This window comes from Pseudomonadota bacterium, from assembly GCA_039033415.1.
Lineage (GTDB): Bacteria > Pseudomonadota > Gammaproteobacteria > Xanthomonadales > SZUA-38 > JANQOZ01.
This window is the reverse complement of record JBCCCR010000030.1, coordinates 51,779-65,978: the sequence shown is the minus strand read 5'-3', so window position 1 is coordinate 65,978 and position 14,200 is coordinate 51,779. Positions and strand designations below refer to the sequence as shown.

Sequence of the window (14,200 nt, the reverse complement as noted above, 5' to 3'; positions counted from 1 at the left end):
ATGACGGGCATTATCAACACGAAGCGTCGCCACTTTCTGCGCCAGATGGCCGGCGTACTCTCTGCGGGCGGCGCCTACGCAACCTTGGGTCAGCTCGGCATGGTGAATCAGGCCATGGCGCAGGGCGGCGGAGCCGGCTATCGCGCTCTGGTATGCATCTATCTGACCGGTGGGAACGATTCGTTCAACCTGCTGGTGCCACGGGACACCACCCGCTACAACCAGTACAGCGATATCCGTGAGAATCTGGCCATTCCGAGGGAGGATCTGCTGGCGGTTTCGCCTTTGAGCGGTGGGAACTACGGATTTCATCCAAGCTGTCCGGGCCTGCGCAGCTTGTTCAACGCCGGTGATCTCGCGGTGGTGACCAACGTTGGACCGTTGGTAGCGCCGATGACCAAGCTCACCTTTGAGAACGGCAGCGTCCCCCGTCCGCCTCAGCTTTTCTCGCACAACAGCCAGACCGAGCTTTGGCAGTCCGGATCCGCGATAGCCGGTATGGCCCAAGGCTGGGGTGGCCTGGTCGCAGACCAGCTGGTGACCTTCAACGCCAACCCGGACCTTCCGTTTAGCGTTTCGGTCGGCGGCAACAACCGGTTTGCTGTCGGCGAGGTGACCCGCCCCTACCAGATTGGTCTGGATGGACTGATCGAGATTGAGGGCTTCGATACGCAGCTCGCGTCCGCCGCGCGCCAGGCGGGCTTCGACGAGATTTTTGCGGCTGCCTACGACCATCCGTTTCAGCGGGAATATCGCGATACCATGACCCGGTCGATTGAGCTCGAGGCGTTGTTTTCAAGCGCCATGGCAGCTAATCCGGTCACTACGTCGTTTCCCGATACCAACCTGGGCGGCCAGCTCGAGACGGTAGCTCGACTGATAGCCGCGCGCGGCGATACGGGTCAGTCGCGACAAATCTTCTTTGTCTCGCAAGGGGGTTATGACACCCACAACGCGCAGAACACCGACCAGCCGGAGCTGCTTACCGAACTGAATGATGCCATCACCGCCTTTCAGTCAGCGCTCGGCGATGAGCTGAACGTCGCCGACGACGTAACAACCTTTACCATGTCGGAGTTCGGTCGAACGCTTAATTCCAACGGAGACGGTTCAGATCACGGCTGGGGCGGCCAGCAGATGGTGATCGGCGGTGGTGTGCTGGGCCAGACGCTCTACGGTACCTATCCCGAAATTGCGCTGGATGGCGCCGACTCGATTGGCCGCGGGAGAATGATCCCGAGCACTGCCCTTGATCAGTATTGTGCGACGCTGGCCAAGTGGCTTGGCGTTGGTGATTCGGAGCTCAACGCGATTTTCCCCAACCTCAATGAGTTTGCGGCTGCGGACCTGGGCTTCGTTCTATGACGGGGCGGGTCCCATCAGGCGACTGATCGGCGTTTGGCTGGTGCTGCTGGCGCCGATGGCTGAAGCTCAGCTGCTCGAAATCGAGATTGCCCCTTCCGCCGATACCAGCATCTATCAGGACGCCAACGATTTGAGCAACGGCGCCGGCATTTATCTATTTGCTGGCCGCATCGCCAACGGCTTGCGCCGCCGCGCCTTGCTGCGCTTTGACGACCTGTCCGCAGTTCCGGACGACGCCATTATCCAGGAGGTCACGCTCCGCCTTTCCCTGTCGCGGAAGCGAGAAGAGGCCGGGCCGGTGACGTTTTTTCTGCACCGTGTGCTGGCTCCCTGGGGGGAAGCCACCTCGGACGCCGGTGTGCCTGGCGGGATGGGCATCGCTGCGGATGAGGGTGACGCCACCTGGTCTACCCGGTTTTTTCCGGACGACCTGTGGGTCGATCCTGGCGGTGACTACGAAGCGGACAGCAGCACCAGTTTGCTCGTTGACGACGTGGGTGACTACGAATGGCCGGCGACCGAACGCACGCTGAGTGATCTTGCGCTCTGGCGGGCAGAACCGGCGGCCAATCACGGCTGGATTGTGCTCGATCGCCTGACGGCTCCGCTGGCGCACGCCCGACGGTTTCATGCTCGCGAGGCTTCTGACCCCTCACTTCAGCCCAGACTCATCATTCGCTACGACCAGGTTTTACTCAGGGACGGTTTCGAAGACCCCTAGCTGCTGTCCGTTCTGCAACCATTCTTTGCTGCTACACCCTGCGGGTTAGGCCACGATGCTGCCTGCTGGGGCCGAAGGTTTACGGTGGTGCTTTGCCTCCCCGGCAGATTTCGTCAAACTGCGGCTATGGATCAGTATCTGCTGACGACCAAATTGTCGCCATCGGCAACCAGTCAGGACTTTGTCGCCAGACCGCGGCTGACTCAGTCGTTGGCGAGCAGCGCCGGGCAGCGGCTGCGGGTGATCCACGCATCAGCGGGCTACGGCAAAACGAGCCTCCTGAGCCAATGGCACAACATGCTGACCGAGGACGGGGTTGCTACCGCATGGCTCAGCGTCGACCAGGATGACAACCGGCCGTCGACCTTCGTGTCGTACCTGCTGAAAGCTTTTGAGCAGGCGGGCGTGGAGCTGCCTTCCAGCCAGGCGCTCGTCGGCAACAGCCTGCGCAATACGGCGCTCAAGTCGCTGGCCATTGTCCTGATCAACGAAGTCGCTCGCGGCGAACGTCCGGTGCATCTGTTGCTGGACGACTATGAAAATATCAGCAATCCGGACATCCACGAGATGATGGATTTCCTGCTGACTCGAGCCTGCGACGAGCTCCAGTTCACGATCGCGGGCCGCACGGCGCCGCCGCTGGCGCTGGCAGATCTGGTGGTTCGCAACGAAGTAACCACCCTCACCGCCGCGGACCTCAAGATGGATTTTAAGGAGACGGTCGAGCTGTTCTCCAGCGACGCAGCGCACCTTTCCATCGACGATATCACCATGCTGGTGGAGCGAACTGAGGGTTGGGTAATTGCGCTGCGGCTGGCCAATCTGTGGATCTCCAGCCAGCAGGATTCAACCGCCCAGATCGCCTCGTTCTCGGGCCGGGTGGCAGAGCTCGCCGACTATATGACGGAGCAGATCTTCGCCAGCCGCCCTGAGCAGGATCAGCGTTTCTTGCTGGTGACCGCACTGCCCAGACGAATCAACGGCGACCTTGCCAACGCGCTTTGTGATCGCACCGATGGTTGGTCTGTCCTTGAGCGGCTGCAGAAGCAGGATCTGCTGATCGAGGCGGTGGATCGGGAGCGGCGCTGGTATCGGTACCACAACCTGTTCCGGGAATTTTTAGTCGGAAACCTCAAGCGGACTTGCCCCAATGAGGTCGAGGCGCTGCACGGAAAGGCGGCCGACTGGCACCTGACCCATGGCGATCTCACCGAGGCGGTGCGTCACGCCCATGCCGCCGGAGATACAAGTGCCGTGGCCGCTGAGCTCGAGGCGCGCGGCGGCTGGCTGCTGTATCTCAAAGGGCATCTGGACCTCATGGAGCTGGCCGCGGACCTGGTTGCGCCGGCGGATATCGACGCCCATCTTCGGCTGTCGCTGTTTCGCGCCCACGCGCTGCTCAAACAGCAGGAGATGGCGGCGGCGCGAGAGGTTTTTGAGAGGCTGCGCGCTCAGACCGAGGACTTCACGGTGTGGAACGGCCAGCCGATCGTGCCGCTGCAGCAAGCGGAAATCGCCTTGATGGACTGCCTGATCTCCGGCTATGAAGATCGCCCCTTCACGGCATCGGATCTCGCGCGCATCGAACAGCTCTGCGAGTCGTTACCGCTCGACGAGTCGCTCCTTCGGGCCACCGCCTTTAATGTGGCCTGTCTGATTTATCTGCAGGCGGGCCAGCTGGATCGCTGCCAGAGCGCCGGCAACCGCGCGATCGCCTACTTCCGGCGGGTGAACGCGGTCTACATGGAAAGCTTTATCTATTTTCACCAGGGTAAGTCGCTGCTGATGCAGGGCAAGCTCCGCGATACGGAGATGGTTTACGCGGAGAACGACCACCTGGTAAAGCAGTACTTCAGCCCCGACAGCGATTTTGCGCTGATCGAGTCGGTCTATCGCGCCGAGCTTCTGTATCTGCAGAACAAGCTCGATCAGGCACGCGAGTGCATCAGCGAACCGCTGGCCCGCATGGGCAATTTTGATGCCTGGTTCGATATTCATCACACCACCTTCGGGGTTGCCGCAGGCATCAGCCGTGCGACCGAGGGCTTCGAGGCCGCTGAGGAAGTTCTGCAGCGAGGCCGCCGCTTTGCGGCGTCGGCCGACGTGCCGCGACTGACCGCCATGATCGAGGTGCAGCAGATCCAGAACCTGCTGTGGACGGGTGACGGCGACGCGGCTTTGGCTGCCGCTGATCGCTTCGGCATCGCGCGATCGTGTGAACAGTTTGATCCGGAAAACCTTTCCACGCGCCGGATCTACGTGGCCCATCGACTGCTGCTTGCGCGCCTGGCGCTGTTCGCCGAGCTGTCGGTCGACGCCTTAGATGAACTCGATGGGCTAGCAGCGGAGCTCGAGTCGCTTGGGGCCGACTATGGCGAACTGGAGCCGATGCTCCTGCGCGCCATGTGTCTGTTTCAGAGCGATCGGACCGACGAAGCGTTCGCTTTTGTCGATCGAGCCGTTTCCCTTGCTCTGTTCGACGATCATCAGCGACCTTTCATCGAGGACGGTGAGCTGATCCTCCCGCTACTGGAGCAGTTTTCGGCACAAAGCCAGAGCGCCGGCTCCAATCGACTACGAGATCGCTTTCTGCGCGACATCCTTCAGGCGCTGCAGGGCGAGGTGCGTGTTCGTGACCGCGCTCGCTCGGTGCTCACCAGTCGCCAGGTCGAAGTCTTACAGCACGTCCAGCGAGGGTTCTCTAACAAGGAGATCGCCCGGCGGATCGATGTCGGCGAAAATACGATCAAGTTCCACCTGAAGAATATCTATCGGACGCTCGATACGACGACACGGCAGGGAGCCATCGCTGAGGCGACCCGCAGGAATCTCCTGTGACTACCCGGTTTTAGGTCTCCCCCTACCCACCCCCGAAAATCCGACTACTCCACAAAGTCGTTGAAGCTGGCAGAAGCCTCGCGCCAAGATGAACTCCTCGTGATCTGAGGGGGTAGACGAGTTTGCTGAGAATCGGCGTCGACGTCGGGGGCACCAATACCGATGCGGTGGTGCTGGACGGGAGCAGTATTCTCGCTTCGGTCAAATCACCCACCACTGAGGACATCAGCGCGGGCGTGATCAACGCCGTCGGGCAGGTTGTCGGGCAGGCCGGCCTCGACATGGCGGCCATCAGCAGCGTGATGATCGGTACCACGCAGTTCACCAACGCTTTTGTTCAGGCCCGGGGTCTAACCCGGGTTGGCGTCATGCGACTCGGCGCGCCGGCGACCCGTTCCCTGCCACCGCTGGTGGCCTGGCCTGAGGCCATGCGCGCCGCGGTTTTTGGCGATTCAGAAATTCTGCCGGGTGGCTATCAGGTGGACGGCAGCGCGATTACCGGACTCGACGAAGAGGCCGTGCGGCGGACCGCGCGGCGCTTCGCTGACCGGGGGTTAAGCGCGGTCGCGGTGTCCAGCGTGTTTGGGCCGCTAAACCGAGAAGGCGAAGCGCAGGCCGCCGCCATCATCGCCGAAGAAATCCCTGGCGTTTCCGTCACGCAGGCGACCGACATCGGTCGCCTGGGTTTGCTGGAGCGAGAGAGCGCTGCGGTGATGAACGCCTCGCTACGCGAGCTTTCGGTGCTCGTCGTAGACGCCTTTGAAACCGCCCTCAAAGAACTCGGGATAGCGGCGCCGCTGTACATCACGCAAAACGACGGCACGCTGATGCAGGCGAGCGCCGTAAAGCAATTCCCTGTACTCACCTTTGCTTCGGGCCCCACCAACAGCATGAGGGGTGCCGCGTTCCTGACCGGCGAAAGCAACGCCATCGTCGTCGACATCGGCGGCACGACCACCGACGTCGGCGTGTTGGTCGACGGCTTTCCCCGAGAATCGTCGATCAACGTCGACATCGGCGGCGTGCGCACCAATTTTCGAATGCCCGACATACTCTCGATTGGTCTGGGCGGCGGTAGCCGGGTTGTCGAAAGCGACGGCGAGCTGTCCATCGGCCCCCAGTCGGTGGGCCATGACATCCTGACTGAATCCAAAGTATTTGGTGGCCAAACCCTGACCGCCACCGACATCGTGGTAGCCGCCGGCCGCGCCAGTATCGGCTCTCAGTGGTCGGTCGCCGACCTGTCGGCAGATTTTGTTCGGACGGCTGACGAGCGGATGCAGCAGATGCTGGAAGAGGCTGTGGATCGCATGAAAACCGGCAGCGGCGACGTGGTGGTGATCATGGTGGGCGGCGGTGCAATCCTGGCGCGAGATGAACTCCAAGGCGCGGGAAGGTTGCTCGTTCCGGAGCAGTCGGGCGTGGCCAACGCCGTCGGCGCCGCCATTGCTCAGGTCGGGGGTGAAGTCGACCGCGTCGTCTCCTTTGACGACGAAGGCCGGGAACAGGCGTTGGAGCGCGTTAAGTCGCAGGCGATCGAACAGGCGGTCGCCGCTGGGGCCAGTGCGGACAGCACGCGCGTGGTCGACGTGGAGGAGATTCCGCTGGCTTACGTGCCTGGACACTCGGTCCGAGTTCGGGTGAAAGCGGTGGGAGACCTGGCGCAGGTTTCTCAGGCGGTCGGAGCAGCGGTATGAAGATTACCATCGACGACGTTGAAGACTATTCCATCGGCGCGGCGCTCCTGGGCACGGGCGGCGGCGGCGATCCGTACATCGGCAGCCTGCTGCTGAGCGAGTCCTTGTCGAAAGGCGGACCGCTGACCCTGCAGCAGGCTGACGATCTTCCCGACGATGCGCTCCTGCTGGTTTCGGCCATGATCGGCGCACCAACCGTCATGATGGAAAAGCTGCCGAGCGGCGACGAGGCGATCGCTTCGGTTCGCGCGCTTGAGTCCTATCTCGGGCAAAAGGCTTACGGCATTTTGGCGGCGGAAATCGGCGGCCTGAACGCGCTGCTGCCGCTGGTGGTGGGTTCGACCTTGAACCTGCCTGTGATCGACGGCGACGGGATGGGTCGGGCTTTCCCGCAGCTCCAAATGGTGACCTACAGCATCGAAGGCAATCCCTCGACGCCCCTGACGCTCACCGACGAATTCGGCAATACGGTGCTGATCAACACCGGCGATGACGAAACCGCTGAGAAGTTTGCCCGCAGTACCGTCGTGGCGATGGGCGCAAGCGCCCTGATGGCGTGCTATCCGATGACCGGCGCACAGGTTAAGGCGAGCATTCTGCGCGGCACGCTGACGGTGGCGCTAGGCATCGGCCGCGCCATTCGGCAGGCCAGACAGGCGGATGAACCGCCCGTACACGCGCTTCTCGAACACCTGGCGGAGCTGGATTTTTCCACCAGTGCCCGCCTGCTCTTCGAAGGCAAGATTGTCGACTTGTTCCGGGAGACCACCGCAGGCTTTGCGGTGGGTACCATCAAGCTCGACGCGCTGGACGGCGGTCCGGACCGGATGGAAATCAAGTTTCAGAACGAAAACCTCATTGCGGTACGTAACGGCGAAGTCTGCGCCATCGTGCCGGATCTCATTTGTATTGTTGACCAGGAAACGGCGGCACCGATTACCACCGAAGGGCTGCGCTACGGTCAGCGCGTATCGGTGCTGGGGATTGCCGCCCCGGCCGAGCTGCGCACCGAAAAAGCGTTAAAGGTTGTCGGTCCAGCCTGCTTTGGTCTGGAGCAACCGTTTGTTCCGCTCGAATCCGCTCATCTGTAAGGAGAATCTCATGACCCATTCCAATCCAAGGGCCCGGAGCAATAACCCGTTCAAACTGCGGCGCAAGCGCCGGCTCTCGCTAGCGGTCAGCGCGGCGCTAGCCGGCATACTGGGCGGGCTTATCGGCACCCAGCCGGCGCTGGCTCAGCCAGGGTCTGAGGCCATCGAGGAGGTGATCGTCAAAGCGCGGAAGCGGGATGAGAGCATCACCGATATTCCGGACGCGGTGACGGTGTTCACCGCTGACACAATCGAGCGGGCCGGCATCAACAACGTCAACGATTTTGCCAACCTCACACCTAATCTGATGATTCGGGAGGGATTTCGCGACGGCGTGAGCTTCATTACCATGCGCGGCATCAGCACGGCCCAGCAGGGTCTGCCGCCGGTCACCGTGGTCGTGGACGGCGTGCAGGTGGCAGCTCTCGATTTTATCAACCAGGGACTGGTGGATATTGAAAGTATCGAGGTGCTGCGCGGTCCGCAGGGTGCACTTTACGGCGCCGGCGCCATGGCGGGCGCGATCAACATCACCACGGCGATGCCGTCAGACGAGATGGAAGGACGCCTGCGCGTGACGGGCGCAAGCGGTAACGACCTGCGGCTCCAGGGCGTGATCTCCGGCCCGCTGGGTGACAGCGAGAACTGGTCGTACCGGGCCCGTGCCAGCTACCGCGACTTCGACGGCGTCGTCGACAACGTGCGCGGCAATGAGGTGGACTTTGACGAAGCGCTGCAGCTGGGAGGACGGCTACTGTACGAGGGCGATCGTCTCACCGCCGATTTTCGAGCGAGCTTCGGCGCTTACGAGGCCGGCGCGATCGAGCAGTCCCGAATCCCGGCTCGACCGCTGAGCCCCAACGACTCGCCGTTTACCGCTCGCCATGCGATCCCAGATTTCACCGGGGCGCTGTTTGTGCCGGTATTGAGCATCGATCAGACGGTCAATGATTTCGACGGTACGGCCTTCGATATCCAGAGTGACTTTCTCGGTGCTGAGGAACGAGATTTCGTCAACCTCTCCATGAAGCTGGACTATGAATTTGACCAGTTCACGTTGACGTCGATTACCTCGTATGACGACGCTGACCAGGAGCTCGCCGGCGACTCTGATTGGGCTGCTACGGATATTCTGGGAATCGCCGGCGCCGCGGCCTCTGGCTTTTTCCCGTCGCTGACCGGCTTGACCAACGTCACCGGTCGCGCCCAAAGTCTGGATGATGATTTCGAAGCCTTCACGCAGGAATTTCGCCTGACCTCCAACAACAACGGTCGCTTTCGCTGGCTGGCCGGCGCGTGGTACCAGGACCGTGAGGCCCGGACCGTCTTGTCCCTCCCCGTGGCGCAAAACACCAACCAGCTTGGGCCCGACTTCTTTCAAGCCGTCGGCGCACCGTTTCCGCGGACGGACTTCAAGAACGACGAACTCTGGGCGCTGTTCGGTCAGGTCAACTACGACATCAGCGACCGGCTCGAGCTGACGGTGGGCTTACGTTACGACGACGCCACCTACGACAACACGGGCTACCAGTGTTTCGGCTGTGAGGATGCCGCATTTCTGCTGCCCAGCAACGACGAGTTTGGGAACGTGGTCAATACGCCGGAAGAAAGCGACGACGACCTCCAGCCCAAGGTCTCGCTGTCCTACGACTGGAGCGATCAGCTGATGACCTACGCAACATATGCGGAAGGCTATCGACCGGGTTTCTTCAACACCGGCAACCCGACGGCGGCCGAAAGCACCGAGAACATCGAGCTGGGGTTCAAGTATGCTGACGCGAGCAACCGCTGGTCGCTCTACGGCGCAATCTTCCGTATCGATTACTCCGAGCAGCAGTTCAGCACCATTATCGGCGGTCCGCCCTTCCGCCTGACCACCAACATTCCGTCGGTGGATATCGACGGGCTGGAGCTCGAAGCGGCCCTCAGAGCCACGGACGATTGGACGCTGTCCGCCGGCTACGGCTACGTGGACGCTGAGGAAAGCGGTAGCGGGCTGGCTGTGCCGAATGTCCCGGACTACACCTTCAATCTATCCAGCGACTATCGGTTCCCGGTGGGCGAGTCACTAGACGGCAGTTTCCGGATTGATTACCGGCGCCAGGGATCTTGGTATCTGGCACGGCAGGAGCTTTACGAGGTCACCGACCGTGACTACCTTAACGTTCGTGTTTCGGTCGCGGGAGAGAACTGGATGGTGACCGCCTTTGGCACCAACGTGCTGGAGGAGTTTCAGGCCAACGAGTTTGGACTGATCGACGGCGTTGTCGGTTTCGTGAGGTCCTGGTCCGGCGGTCGACAGTTTGGCCTGGAGGCCACCTGGAACTTCTAGGTCCCTCCTTGACCCGCCGAGGGCTCGGCCCCTCGGTCGGCGGCGGGTAGCGAATATGGGTGGTGCCGCCAAACCCGTGGAACCAACGGGTATCGCGTCGGATCAGTTGGTCAACGGCCTGCAGCTGTCGCTGGTCATCGTCGGGGTGGCAATCACGATCCCAGCCTTTTTGGTGGGTGGTGAGGTGGTCGCCGGACTCGGGCTGAAGCGGGCCGCGATTGCCGTCACCCTCGGCAGCGCGGCGGTTGCCGTCATTGCGGCGCTCACCATGTCGCTGGCCGCCAAGCTGCGGCGCTCCACCTATGAAATCATCCGCGGACCTTTTGGCGCGCAGGGCTGTCGGCTGGTTACCCTGGTCATGGCAACGAGTCTGCTGGGTTGGTTTGGCGTCACGGCGCAGCTGTTTGGGCAGGCGCTCGCCGGAGCAATCCAGCAGGTTGCAGGCCTCAGCGCACCGCAATGGGCGATGACGCTCCTCGGCAGCGGATTGATGGTTGCCACCACCCTCTTTGGCTTTCGCGCCATCGAGCGGCTGAGCCGCTTTGTCGTGCCGCTGCTGCTGGTCCTGCTGGTGGTGGCCGTCTGGTTGAGTGTGGGCCAACTCTCACCGGAAGCGCTGACGGCAAACGGCACCGGGAACATCACTTCCCTCGGCACCGGCGTATCGGTGGTGATCGGCGCCTACATGGTGGCCGTGACGATCGCGCCGGATCTTGCGCGCTTTGTGAAGACCCGTGGCCAGGCCACAGCCGCAGCTTTCGCTGGCTATGGTCTGGGCTATGGCGGTGTGCTAATGCTTGCGGGGATCCCCGGGCTGCTGCCGATCGAAGGCGGCTACGTGGAGCGGCTCGTCTTCCTGGGGCTTGGAATACCGGCATTGGCCCTGGTGGTGTTTGCTACCTGGACCACCAACTGCAGCAACCTGTATTCCGCGTCCTTGGCCTTCGACACGCTGATTCCGGGCAAACGTTACCGTCTGGTCACCGTGCTTGCCGGGGCTGCCGGCACGCTGGCGGGCCTTGCTGGCCTGGCTGATAACCTGGTGCCCTATCTGGTTTTACTTTCAATCGCCGTTCCCCCGATCAGCGGCATTTATCTGTCGCACTATCTGCTGCTGCAGCTGACCGAAGGCGACGAGAAAGTAGGGTTAGCCGCGGAGATTCCGGCGCTCCTGGCCTGGGGTGTAGCCACCGGGGTCGCCTGGCTGGCGAGCACCGGATACCTGACGCTGACCGGCGTTGGCTCGCTGGACTCTTTCCTGGTCGCCGGGGCCAGCTATGCACTGCTGCGCCGGATCTGGCCGGGGCAGCACCCTCGGGGCCACCTCTGAATCTCGGCGACTGGCAGCCGGTGATTACGCCATCCAGCTCCAGCCCGCCCTGGTGAGCGGCAGCTCTCGGAGGCGTTCGCCGGTTGCCGCGAAGATGGCGTTCACAACCGCGGGCGCAGCCGGGGGCAGCGCGGGTTCGCCAAGCCCTGTCGGCGAAGGATTGTCCTCGAGGAATTTAACCTCAACCGGCGGTGCGCTCGGCATACGCATCATGGGATAGCGATCAAAGTTGGTTTCGTTGACCCGGCCGTCGGTGAACGTGATTTCCAGCCCCATCATGGTGGAAAGACCGTCACAGACCGAACCCACAACCTGGTGCTCCGCCATGCTGCGATTGATGATGGGCCCGACGTCGCCGCAGGCAAACACCCGATCGACTCTGAGCCGCTTTTCTTCGACAGTCACCTCGGCAACCTCGGCGAAGTAGCCCCGGTGGCTGTAGTAAAACGCGAGCCCCTGACCCTGGCCGTCCGGCATCGGGCGGCCCCAGTTTGACTGCCGCCCAACCGCTTCGAGCACCGCTTTGGCTCTTCCGGTATCCATGCCTGAGCCTCGGCGCCACGACAGCTGCCGGTCGCGTCCCATCAGCTCCACAAGAAATTCGAGGTGATCACGATCCGCTGAACTGGACAGCTCGTGCAGAAAGCCGTTGCTGACAAAGGCCAGCGCGTTCGATCCCGGCGCACGCCAGGCGCCGGTCGGAATGGCGCTGGGCAGGAGCGTTTGCTCAACCCGATAGTTTTTCACCAGGTGCTGAGGAAAGCTGCCCTGACGCATGCCCGCCGAGGAAGACGGCTTCTCGCCGTCGCTGGTCACCGTCACAAAGTGGTTGTGCCAGGCGCTCAGGCGACCCTTCTTGTCCAAACCGCCCTTCAGGTGGTGGAGTCCGCCAGGGCGATACAGGTCGTTCGCCATGTCGTCTTCCCGCGTCCAGGTGAGTTTGACCGGCACGCCTGCTCGCTGCGAAATCGCTACGGCCTCGACTACGTAGTCGTTGTAGAGCCGGCGCCCAAAGCCGCCGCCGATGCGGGTCTGGTGCATGACCACCTGAGCCGGGTCAAGTCCGCAGATTTCGGCCGCCAGGCTCGCGCCCCGGGCTGGCGTCTGGCTCGGGGCCCAAATCTCCGCGCTGCGACCCGTCACGCTGGCGGTGCAGTTCTGCGGCTCCAGCGGCGCATGAGGCAGGAATGGATAGACGTAGCTTGCGCTGATCTGCTGCTGCGCCGACGCCAGCGCCCGCTCGGCGTTGCCGTCGTCGAACAGGGTGTCCCCGCTCTGCGCAGCCCGCCGCATCCCGTCGCTGCGCAGCGCATCCCAACTGTCTTTGGATGCATCATCGAGGTTCCACTCCACCTGGAGCTGGCGGCGGGCCTTCAGCGCTTGCCAGGTGGTTTCCGCAACGATAGCGACCCCGCCGCGCAGACCTCGGGGCTGTTGGGCGGGCTCCAGCACAAAAACATCGACAACCCCTGGGAGCGCCTGGATGTCAGCGAGGTTGGCCTCGGCGACGGTCCCGCCGGTAGCGGGGGCGCGGACGTAGGTGGCAAAACGCAGGTCCGGCAGATCCTGGTCGATGCCAAACAGCGGCTGACCGGTGACGATTGACCGGTTGTCGACGCCGCCGATCCGGGTGCCCACCAGCTGGTATTGATCGGGGGACTTGAGCTCGATCTGACTCTCGGCTGGGGCCGTTAGGGCTGATGCACGCTCGGCCAGCTCACCATAATCCAGCGACCGCCCGGAGGCCTGGTGGGTGACCTGGGCGTTGCCGGTCTCACAATCTTTGACCGGAACGTCCCAGGTCTCTGCCGCGGCCTGGCGCAGCAGCGCTCTCGCGGTAGCGCCGGCTCGCCGCAGCGGCTCCCAGCTATTGCGAATCGACGTGGAGCCGCCCGCCACCTGCCGGCCGAAGGTGGCTTCATCAACCGGTGCTTGGGTCACGGTCACGCGCTCCCACGGCATGTCGAGCTCCTCGGCCACAATCATGGGGAGCGCGGTCTTTACCCCTTGGCCGATTTCGGGATGCGTGGCAACGATGGTTGCCGAGCCGTCGGGTTTCAGGGTCAGCCATGCGTTATTGGCGAGGTCCGCGGCCGGGGCTTTGGCGTCGCTGCCGCAGGCGGGAATCGTAAACGCAACAACCAGACCGCCACCGGCGCCCAGCAGCTGGCGACGGGTTAAGCGCACGCTCACAGTGAGCTCCCGCTGGTTTCATCCGCCGTGTTCGGTCCGATCTCGGCGGCCCGATGGATCGCGGCCCGGATGCGTTGATAGGTGTGACAGCGGCAAAGATTGCCGGCCATGGCGCTATCGATATCGGCATCGGTGGGCTTGGGGTTGCTGGCCAGAAGCGCGCTGGCGCTCATAATTTGACCAGCCTGGCAGTAGCCGCATTGAGGCACATCCAGCTCGATCCAGGCCTCTTGGAGAGCCGTGAGCTGGCTGCCGTCGGCGAGTCCCTCGATGGTCGTGATTTCAGCGTCAGCCGCCGCCGCCAGGGGCAGACTGCAGGACCTGATCGGGCTGCCGTTCAAATGCACCGTACAGGCGCCGCACTGACCGATCCCGCAGCCGAATTTGGTGCCGGGCAGCCCCAGCACGTCGCGGAGATACCACAACAGCGGCATCTCCGGATCAGCGTCGCCTGAGCTGACGGTTTTGCCGTTGACCGAAAGGGAAATATTGCTCATGGAATCGACCCTGCTTTGGCTGCGCAGGACGCCTGTCCTGCCGTAAGACCAGCGTAGATCGACCGTGCCGGCGGGACAAGGGCAACCGTTTGTCGCCGATGTCCGGCCCTGTGGAAGCGGCGTGCGAAAAATGAGG

The 14,200-nt window shown here is 62.7% G+C and carries 9 protein-coding genes; 7 read left to right on the top strand and 2 right to left on the bottom strand.

Translation table 11 applies throughout. The features are described 5' to 3' along the window. The 7 genes from AAF358_21245 (at position 1) to AAF358_21215 (ending at position 11,374) form a co-directional block, all read left to right on the top strand. A complete protein-coding gene (locus tag AAF358_21245; protein ID MEM7708092.1) occupies positions 1–1,365 on the top strand; it encodes a DUF1501 domain-containing protein in 1,365 nt (454 codons plus the stop codon). Beyond that, positions 1,328–2,086, top strand: coding sequence for a hypothetical protein (locus AAF358_21240; protein MEM7708091.1), 759 nt, complete (start codon positions 1,328–1,330; stop codon positions 2,084–2,086). Before AAF358_21245 ends, AAF358_21240 begins: the two co-directional genes overlap by 38 nt. 126 nt (positions 2,087–2,212) lie before the next feature. Next, positions 2,213–4,924: a LuxR C-terminal-related transcriptional regulator gene (locus tag AAF358_21235; GenBank protein MEM7708090.1), complete on the top strand. Its 2,712-nt coding sequence runs from the start codon at positions 2,213–2,215 to the stop codon at positions 4,922–4,924. Positions 4,925–5,046: 122 nt separating this feature from the next. Further along, positions 5,047–6,621 (top strand): hydantoinase/oxoprolinase family protein, encoded by a 1,575-nt coding sequence (locus AAF358_21230; protein ID MEM7708089.1) that lies wholly within the window; start codon positions 5,047–5,049, stop codon positions 6,619–6,621. After that, positions 6,618–7,712: a DUF917 domain-containing protein gene (locus AAF358_21225; protein ID MEM7708088.1), complete on the top strand. Its 1,095-nt coding sequence runs from the start codon at positions 6,618–6,620 to the stop codon at positions 7,710–7,712. Before AAF358_21230 ends, AAF358_21225 begins: the two co-directional genes overlap by 4 nt. A 10-nt stretch (positions 7,713–7,722) precedes the next feature. Continuing rightward, the gene (locus AAF358_21220) at positions 7,723–10,044 is read left to right on the top strand and encodes a TonB-dependent receptor (protein ID MEM7708087.1); all 2,322 of its coding nucleotides are present in this window, start codon (positions 7,723–7,725) and stop codon (positions 10,042–10,044) included. A 76-nt stretch (positions 10,045–10,120) separates the two neighbouring features. Next, the gene (locus tag AAF358_21215; GenBank protein MEM7708086.1) at positions 10,121–11,374 is read left to right on the top strand and encodes a cytosine permease; all 1,254 of its coding nucleotides are present in this window, start codon (positions 10,121–10,123) and stop codon (positions 11,372–11,374) included. 24 nt (positions 11,375–11,398) lie between these two features. Here AAF358_21215 and AAF358_21210 read toward each other — a convergent pair whose 3' ends face one another. Further along, positions 11,399–13,567 carry a molybdopterin cofactor-binding domain-containing protein gene (locus tag AAF358_21210; GenBank protein ID MEM7708085.1) on the bottom strand — a complete coding sequence of 723 codons (2,169 nt, stop codon included), beginning with the start codon at positions 13,565–13,567 and terminating at the stop codon, positions 11,399–11,401. Continuing rightward, the gene (locus tag AAF358_21205) at positions 13,564–14,064 is read right to left on the bottom strand and encodes a (2Fe-2S)-binding protein (GenBank protein ID MEM7708084.1); all 501 of its coding nucleotides are present in this window, start codon (positions 14,062–14,064) and stop codon (positions 13,564–13,566) included. Before AAF358_21205 ends, AAF358_21210 begins: the two co-directional genes overlap by 4 nt. Between the last annotated feature and the right edge of the window lie 136 nt (positions 14,065–14,200).

Bases quoted from the DNA above. Each gene is read 5' to 3' on its own strand.
- AAF358_21245 (MEM7708092.1), top strand. From the start codon at position 1: ATGACGGGCATTATCAACACGAAGCGTCGCCACTTTCTGCGCCAGATG.
- AAF358_21240 (MEM7708091.1), top strand. From the start codon at position 1,328: ATGAGTTTGCGGCTGCGGACCTGGGCTTCGTTCTATGACGGGGCGGGT.
- AAF358_21235 (MEM7708090.1), top strand. From the start codon at position 2,213: ATGGATCAGTATCTGCTGACGACCAAATTGTCGCCATCGGCAACCAGT.
- AAF358_21225 (MEM7708088.1), top strand. From the start codon at position 6,618: ATGAAGATTACCATCGACGACGTTGAAGACTATTCCATCGGCGCGGCG.
- AAF358_21220 (MEM7708087.1), top strand. From the start codon at position 7,723: ATGACCCATTCCAATCCAAGGGCCCGGAGCAATAACCCGTTCAAACTG.
- AAF358_21205 (MEM7708084.1), bottom strand. From the start codon at position 14,064: ATGAGCAATATTTCCCTTTCGGTCAACGGCAAAACCGTCAGCTCAGGC.